The sequence below is a fragment of the Bradyrhizobium semiaridum genome, assembly GCF_020329505.1.
Taxonomy (GTDB): Bacteria; Pseudomonadota; Alphaproteobacteria; order Rhizobiales; family Xanthobacteraceae; genus Bradyrhizobium; species Bradyrhizobium semiaridum.
In genome coordinates this window covers 175,082-182,372 of the sequence record NZ_JAGKJJ010000023.1, presented here as the reverse complement: position 1 = coordinate 182,372, position 7,291 = coordinate 175,082, and the positions used below count along the sequence as shown (strand labels likewise).

The window sequence follows — 7,291 nt, the reverse complement described above, 5'->3', positions numbered from 1 at the left end:
CAGCCCGCGCGTCGCCGACCTCGTGGCCGAATGCACCGACGACATGAGCTTGCCGAAGCCGGCGCGCCGGCAGAAGCAGATCGAGGACGCCCCGCACAAATCCCCGGACGCGAAGCTGATCAAGATCGCCGACAAGATCAGCAATACGCTGGCCCGCATCGTGCCGCAGCCGAGCGAGGACGAGCGCGACGATCTCGCGGACTATGTCGCGTGGGCCGAGAAGGTCGTCGCCGGTTGTCGCGGCGGCAATGCGGAGCTCGAGCGCAAGTTCAACGAGGCCGCCAGGCTTGCAAGGAGCACGCTGTGAGCCCTGGTCATCTGCAGTCGTGGGGGTGGTGATATGTCCGTGAAGATCAAACGTTCCGTCTATGCCGACATGTTCGGCCCGACCACCGGCGACAGGGTGCGGCTTGCCGATACCGATCTCATCATCGAGGTCGAGAAGGATTTCACCACCTATGGGGAGGAGGTGAAGTTTGGCGGCGGCAAGGTGATCCGCGATGGCATGGGGCAGTCGCAGGTGACGAACGCGCAAGGCGCGGCCGACACCGTCATCACCAACGCGCTGATCGTCGACCATTGGGGCATCGTCAAGGCCGACGTCGCGATCAAGGAGGGCATGATCGCGGCGATCGGTAAGGCCGGCAATCCGGACATCCAGCCCGGCGTCAGCATCATCATCGGCCCCGGCACGGACGTGATCGCGGGCGAGGGCAAGATCCTCACCGCCGGCGGTTTCGATAGCCACATCCATTTCATCTGCCCGCAGCAGATCGAGCACGCGCTGATGAGTGGCGTCACCTCGATGCTGGGCGGCGGCACCGGTCCCTCGCACGGCACCTTCGCCACCACTTGCACGCCCGGCCCGTGGCACATGGGGCGGATGATCCAGTCGTTCGACGCCTTCCCGGTCAATCTCGGCATCTCCGGCAAGGGCAACGCCTCGCGGCCGGCGGCGCTGGTCGAGATGATCAAGGGCGGCGCCTGCGCGCTGAAGCTGCACGAGGACTGGGGCACCACGCCGTCGGCGATCGACACCTGTCTCTCGGTCGCCGACGATTACGACGTCCAGGTGATGCTGCACTCCGACACGCTGAACGAATCCGGCTTCGTCGAGGATACCGTGAAGGCGTTCAAGGGCCGCACCATCCATGCCTTCCACACCGAAGGCGCCGGCGGCGGCCACGCGCCTGACATCATCAAGATCGCCGGGCTGAAGAACGTGCTGCCGTCCTCGACCAACCCGACCCGCCCGTTCACCCGCAACACCATCGACGAGCATCTGGACATGCTGATGGTGTGCCATCACCTCGATCCGTCGATCGCCGAGGACCTCGCCTTCGCCGAGAGCCGGATCCGCAAGGAGACCATCGCGGCCGAGGATATCCTGCACGATCTCGGCGCGCTCTCGATGATGTCGTCGGATTCCCAGGCGATGGGCCGGCTCGGCGAAGTCATCATCCGCACCTGGCAGACCGCCGACAAGATGAAGAAGCAGCGTGGCGCGCTGCCGCAGGACAAGGGCAACGACAACGACAATTTCCGCGTCAGGCGCTATATCGCCAAATACACCATCAACCCGGCGATCGCCCATGGCGTGTCGAAGCTGATCGGGTCGGTCGAGAAGGGCAAGCTCGCCGACCTCGTGCTGTGGTCGCCGGCGTTCTTCGGCGTCAAGCCGGACTGCATCATCAAGGGCGGCTCGATTGTCGCGGCGCCGATGGGCGATCCCAACGCCTCGATCCCGACGCCGCAGCCGGTGCACTACCAGCCGATGTTCGCCGCCTTCGGCAAGGCGCGGACGGCGTCCTCGGTGGTGTTCACCTCGAAAGCCGCGGTCACCGGCGGCCTCGCCCGCAAGCTCGGCATTTCCAAGAAGCTCTACGCGGTGCAGAACACCCGCGGAAAAATCTCCAAGAAGAGCATGATCCACAATGACGCAACGCCCGATATCGAGGTCGATCCCGAGACCTATGAGGTCCGCGCAGACGGTGAGCTCCTGACCTGCGCGCCGGCCGAGGTGCTGCCCATGGCACAGCGTTACTTTATGTTCTAAAACCCTTTCCGGTACTCAACCAGAAGAGAAAACCGGGAGGAATTTCCGTGATTTACGTCGTCGCCACGCTGACCATCAAGCCCGAGACCCGCGCCGAATTCATCGCCGCGGCGACGGCCTGCATCAAGGAGACCCGCAAGGAGCCCGGCAACATCGCCTACGATCTGCATGAGAGCGTCACCGACCACAGCAAGATGGTGTTCGTCGAGCAGTGGGAGAATGCCGAGGCGCTGGTGCCGCACCGCACCGCAGAGCACATGAAGACGTTCGGCCGCGTCGCGGTGAAGTGCATGGCGGCGCCGCCGCGGATCGAGGTGATCACGCCCGAGAAGGTCGACGTCCGCTAGATAAGAAGAACAACGGGAGCCAATCATGATCTACGTCATCGCCACCACGCCGATGAAGCCGGAAAACAAGGACGACTTCATCAAGGGCCACAAGGCCTGCACGGTCGAGACCCGCAAGGAAAAGGGCTGCATCTCCTATGACGGCAATGTCAGCGTCAACGACCCCAACCTCTACGTCGTGGTCGAACGCTGGGAGACCCGCGAGGATCTCAACGCGCACGCCCGGGCGCCGCACATGAAGGTCTGGCGGGAATATTCCGCGCAGATGAAGACGGGGCCGACCGTGATCGAGATCATCAGCGACGCCAAGGTCGAGAAGATTTGAGCTGGTCATGTGTCAAACCGCGCCACGAACTCCACTTCACCTCGCCCCGCTTGCGGGGAGAGGTCGTAACGCATCGTCGGATGTGTTACGGGTGAGGGGAGTCTCCGCGAGTCTGTCTGTCAACGTGTATGCGGAGGCAGCCCCTCACCCCAACCCTCTCGCCGCAAGGGCAGGGCGAGGGAGCGCAGCTCGTTCGCGGATGTTGCCCAACGCACCTCCATCAACGCGTGGATTAGAGTGAAGACAACGATGATCCGCGCGACCAAGGTTCTGGGACAGCATCGCTGGAAGGAAGCGGCGGCCGATACCGTCGTGCTCGATTTCGACGATCGGCACCGGCGGCGGATGGCGATGACGGGGACGCGCGGGCTCGAATTCCTGCTCGATCTGGAGCATGCAACAGCCCTGCGCGGCGGCGATGCGCTGGTGCTGGAGGACGGCCGCCTGATCGAGGTGGTCGCAGCTCCCGAGCCGCTGATCGAGATCCGCGGCAGCGATCCGCATCACCTGATCCGGGTCGCCTGGCATCTCGGCAACCGCCATCTGCCGACGCAGATCATGCCGAAGGGCCTCCGCATCCGCCGGGATCACGTCATCGAGGCGATGGTGAAGGGGCTGGGCGCGCGCGTCATCGAGATCGAGGCGCCGTTCGATCCCGAAGGTGGTGCCTATGCCGGGCCTGCGCACGCCGAGGGGCATGCGCACGGCCATACCGGGCATGATCATGCCCGCAGCCATGCGCATGATCACGGCCACCATCACCACGACGAGCATTGCAGCCATGAGCATCACCACGGTGATGGCCATCATCACCACGACCACTCCCATGCTCATGACCGCAAATGAGCGCGATCCCGCTGCGGCGCGCGGCGGGATGGCGGAGGGCGAGGCGGCGGCGCTGTACCGGCTGATGACGTGGCTGTCGCCGTCCTTTCCGGTCGGTGCGTTCGCCTATTCCAGCGGCATCGAATGGGCGGTGGAGGCCGGCGACATCACCGATGCCGCATCGCTGCGCGACTGGCTCGCGGCGCTGCTCACCGACGGCAGCGGGTTCTGCGACGGCGTGCTGCTCGCGCAGGCGCATGGTGCGGCATCTGCTAGCGACCATGCCGCGCTGAAGGGGATCGCCGAGCTCGCCGCCGCCTTCGTGCCATCGCGCGAGCGCCAGCTCGAGACCACGACGCAGGGCCGGGCCTTCATCGAGATCGCGCGCGCCGCCTGGGACTCGCCTGGTCTCGACGCCGGCATCGCCGCCTGCGACGGTCCGATCGTCTATCCGGTCGCGGTCGGCCTCGTCAGCGCCGCGCACGGCATTCCGCTGGCGCCGGCGCTGCACGCCTTCCTACATGCATTGGTCTCGAACTGGATTTCCGCGGGCAGCCGGCTGATCCCACTCGGGCAGACCGACAGCCAGCGCGTGCTCGCCGCGCTCGAGCCCGATGTCGCCGCAACCGCCGCGCGCGCCGCTACGGCTTCGCTCGATGATCTCGGCAGCGCGACCTTCCGCGCCGATCTCGCCAGCCTGCGGCACGAGACGCAATATACGAGGCTGTTCAGGTCATGATGGTGACGCTCCCTCAACTGTCGTCCTGGCGAAGGCCAGGACCCATAACCACCGGCGCTCGTGGTTATGCAAGGCTGTGGCCGCAGCGCGTCGCCGCAACAAAGCACGGTGGTAATGGGTCCTGGCTTTCGCCAGGACGACGATGGATGGATTGACATGCCCACTTCTCACGGCCCGCTCCGCGTCGGCGTCGGTGGTCCGGTCGGCTCCGGCAAGACCGCGCTGATGGATCTGCTCTGCAAGACGATGCGCGAGCGCTACGACATCGCCGCGATCACCAACGACATCTACACCAAATGGGACGCCGAATTCCTGGTGCGCTCGGGGTCGCTGACGCCGGATCGCATCGCGGGTGTCGAGACCGGCGGCTGCCCGCACACCGCGATCCGCGAGGACGCCTCGATGAATCTCGCCGCGGTCGCCGACATGCGGGCCAAGTTCCCGAACCTCGATCTGGTGCTGATCGAATCCGGCGGCGACAATCTCGCCGCGACCTTCTCACCCGAACTGGCCGACCTGACCATCTACGTGATCGACGTCGCCGCCGGCGACAAGATCCCGTCGAAGGGCGGCCCGGGGATCACGCGATCTGATCTTCTCGTGATCAACAAGATCGACCTCGCGCCGCATGTCGGGGCATCCCTGGAGAAGATGGAGACCGATGCCCGCCGGATGCGCGGCGAGCGGCCCTTCGTGATGACCAACCTGAAGAAGAGCGACGGGCTCGACCGCATCGTCAGCTTCATCGAGACCAAGGGCGGCCTTCGGCCGCAAGCGGGCAACGCGGGTGCGAAGGCGGGCTAGGCGTTAATCATTGTGGCGGGCTCGCACTTCCAGGATGTTGGTTTGCTCAACTTGCTCGGTGTCATCGCCCGGTCCATGTGCGCAACTGCGCACAGGCCGGGCGATGAAAGCGGTGGGCGGGACCAAGCTTCACATCCTCTCAGGATGACGGGTGGATTGGCTCGCCGCAAAAAAGCTGCGCATTCGCCGGAACAATTGCCAACTTCGCTGAGTTAGCAACCTCTGGCGCCGCCGAAGATCAGTGGGTGGTGCCGGCGTTAATGCTGCCGACCGGCTTCTGTTGCGTACCAATGATCGCTATTCCATATTCCGCTGCGGTTGGTGTTGTCAGTGTGTTGACGTGTCGCCGCCACCGCAGGCCACTGATGTCTTCCATCTCGTTTCGCCACCCCATGATTGCCGAGTAAGCGAGTGGTTCGGCTGGGCTTCATCGTTGCCTTGATTGCGCTGATCGGAGTTCTGCTCTCCGGTCTTGCGGCCTATCGGGTGCACGATCAGGAGTTGGCGCTGGACGGGATCGCACTGGCGCGGGCGATCGACGTTCACGCCAGCCTGGTGCAGGATCGCCTGACCGAGCGTGAGCTGCTGGCCCGGGTCGCCTCCGGCCTGTTCCGGGCGCCGTCGATGGTCAAGGCCAACATGCTGCAGCCGTTGCGCTCGGCGATCTACGCCTTCAAGACCGACTTCGTCGTCGCCACCTGGATCGCGCGGCTGAGGCCCAACGAACTGACCGCCGCGGAGGCGGAGTTGAAGGCCGCCGGCTTCACCAATCCCACGATCCGCGACTTCGACGACCAGCCGCTCGACATCAAGTCGCTCGACAAGCCGATCAACGTGCTGATGGACGTCGAGCCGCGCAACCCGGAGACGCTGAGCATCCCCGGTCGCGCCTTCGACCGCCACTCGGTGGTCGGCCCGATGCTGGCGAAGGCGATGGCGGAGGCGAAGCCGGTGGCCTCCGATCCGATTCCGCTGCTGCGGCAGAACGGGCCGATCGGCGTCGCGCTCGCCGCGCCGGTGTTCCAGGAGGGGGCATCGGAGCCGGCCGGCTTCGTCACCTTTTCCTACGAGCTGTCGTCGCTGATGCTGACCAACGACGATACCTCGCTGTTCGCGGTGGCGCTGAAGGACCCGCGCGATTCCAATGACGAGTTCACCGCCAACGAGCAGGGCGTCGTCACCTCGCGCGCGGTGCGCCAGGACGGCCCGCTGCCGTCGATGGTCCGCACCGTGACGTTCGGCGGCCGCGACTGGTCGCTCGATTATTACGCCAAGAGCAACGCCACCGTGCGCGCGCAGCAGACCGCGACCATCGTCGCGGCGATCGGCCTTGCGCTCACCGGCATCGTTTGCGGCCTGTTCGGCTATGTCGCCTACAACAATCTGCGGCTCAGCCGCGAGATCGAGGTCCGGATCGGCTTCGAGCGCCGCCTCACCGCCGTGATCGACGAGCTCAACCATCGCGTGAAGAACATCCTGGCGGTGATCCAGTCGATCGTGACGCGCACGCTGCGCCACGGCGCCGACATCGACGTCGCGCGCGAGCTGCTGATCGGCCGCATCCACGCGATGTCAAACGTCGTGACGCTGCTGTCCGAGAGCCAGTGGCAGGGCGTCAAGCTGAAGGGCCTGTTCGAATCGCGCGCGATCCCGCATGCCGACCGTATCGCGGTGAACGGCCCCGACATCACCGTCAGCGCCCGCGCCGCGCAGTCGCTGTCGCTGCTGTTCTTCGAGCTCGCCTCGCATTCCGACGAGGGCCTGTCGCTGGTCGGCAAGCATCCGCACATCGTCGCCAATTGGGAGGTGAACGGCGATGCGGCGGACGCGGTGTTCCATTTCCGCTGGGAGGAGTTCAACACCAGCGAGGCGACGCGGCGCGCCGACAGCGATTTCGGCCTGATCCTGCTCGACCGCGTCGCGCCGGAAGCGCTCGGCGGCACCGCCAAGCGCTTCTTCACCGACGTCTCCTACGTCTACGAGCTGACCGCGCCGATGGATACCGTGGTCGACATGACCGAACGCGATCGCACCGAGCAGTTCTCCGCGCCAGTGCGACCGGTGAAGAAGTAGGGCTGACCTCGTGGAGGGTGGCGCTGGCGCAGACACCATCTGGAGCGTCACGTAAGGAAGCCACCGGCGGCTGGGTTCCCTCTCCCCTTGCGGAAGAGGGTAGGGAGGGTGTCGCACGGGGA

At 65.4% G+C, this 7,291-nt stretch carries 7 protein-coding genes and 1 pseudogene; all 8 read left to right on the top strand.

Annotation, left to right across the window (positions count from 1 at the left end; all coding sequences use genetic code 11):
- Positions 1 to 307 (top strand): annotated as a pseudogene (locus tag J6500_RS24180) (phosphohydrolase); the annotation flags it as partial.
- Positions 308 to 340: 33 nt separating this feature from the next.
- Positions 341 to 2,056, top strand: coding sequence for an urease subunit alpha (gene ureC, locus J6500_RS24175; RefSeq protein WP_225715194.1), 1,716 nt, complete (start codon positions 341 to 343; stop codon positions 2,054 to 2,056).
- Between the two features lie 47 nt (positions 2,057 to 2,103).
- A complete protein-coding gene (locus J6500_RS24170; protein ID WP_225715193.1) occupies positions 2,104 to 2,403 on the top strand; it encodes a putative quinol monooxygenase in 300 nt (99 codons plus the stop codon).
- A 25-nt stretch (positions 2,404 to 2,428) separates the two neighbouring features.
- Positions 2,429 to 2,728, top strand: a complete 300-nt coding sequence (locus J6500_RS24165; RefSeq protein WP_225715192.1) for a putative quinol monooxygenase — start codon at positions 2,429 to 2,431, stop codon at positions 2,726 to 2,728.
- A 249-nt stretch (positions 2,729 to 2,977) separates the two neighbouring features.
- Complete coding sequence (locus J6500_RS24160; protein ID WP_225715191.1) at positions 2,978 to 3,574, top strand: urease accessory protein UreE; 597 nt, start codon at positions 2,978 to 2,980, stop codon at positions 3,572 to 3,574.
- On the top strand, positions 3,555 to 4,292 hold the full coding sequence (locus tag J6500_RS24155; protein ID WP_225715203.1) for an urease accessory protein UreF: 738 nt from the start codon (positions 3,555 to 3,557) through the stop codon (positions 4,290 to 4,292). The genes J6500_RS24160 and J6500_RS24155 overlap by 20 nt, the downstream gene beginning before the upstream one ends.
- Before the next feature lie 156 nt (positions 4,293 to 4,448).
- On the top strand, positions 4,449 to 5,096 hold the full coding sequence (ureG, locus tag J6500_RS24150) for an urease accessory protein UreG (protein ID WP_225715190.1): 648 nt from the start codon (positions 4,449 to 4,451) through the stop codon (positions 5,094 to 5,096).
- A gap of 411 nt (positions 5,097 to 5,507) precedes the next feature.
- The gene (locus J6500_RS24145; protein ID WP_225715189.1) at positions 5,508 to 7,169 is read left to right on the top strand and encodes a CHASE domain-containing protein; all 1,662 of its coding nucleotides are present in this window, start codon (positions 5,508 to 5,510) and stop codon (positions 7,167 to 7,169) included.
- Positions 7,170 to 7,291 lie beyond the last annotated feature (122 nt).

Excerpts from the sequence above, each read along its gene's own strand:
- ureC (WP_225715194.1), top strand. The coding sequence starts at position 341 with ATGTCCGTGAAGATCAAACGTTCCGTCTATGCCGACATGTTCGGCCCG.
- ureG (WP_225715190.1), top strand. The coding sequence starts at position 4,449 with ATGCCCACTTCTCACGGCCCGCTCCGCGTCGGCGTCGGTGGTCCGGTC.
- J6500_RS24165 (WP_225715192.1), top strand. The coding sequence starts at position 2,429 with ATGATCTACGTCATCGCCACCACGCCGATGAAGCCGGAAAACAAGGAC.
- J6500_RS24160 (WP_225715191.1), top strand. The coding sequence starts at position 2,978 with ATGATCCGCGCGACCAAGGTTCTGGGACAGCATCGCTGGAAGGAAGCG.
- J6500_RS24155 (WP_225715203.1), top strand. The coding sequence starts at position 3,555 with ATGCTCATGACCGCAAATGAGCGCGATCCCGCTGCGGCGCGCGGCGGG.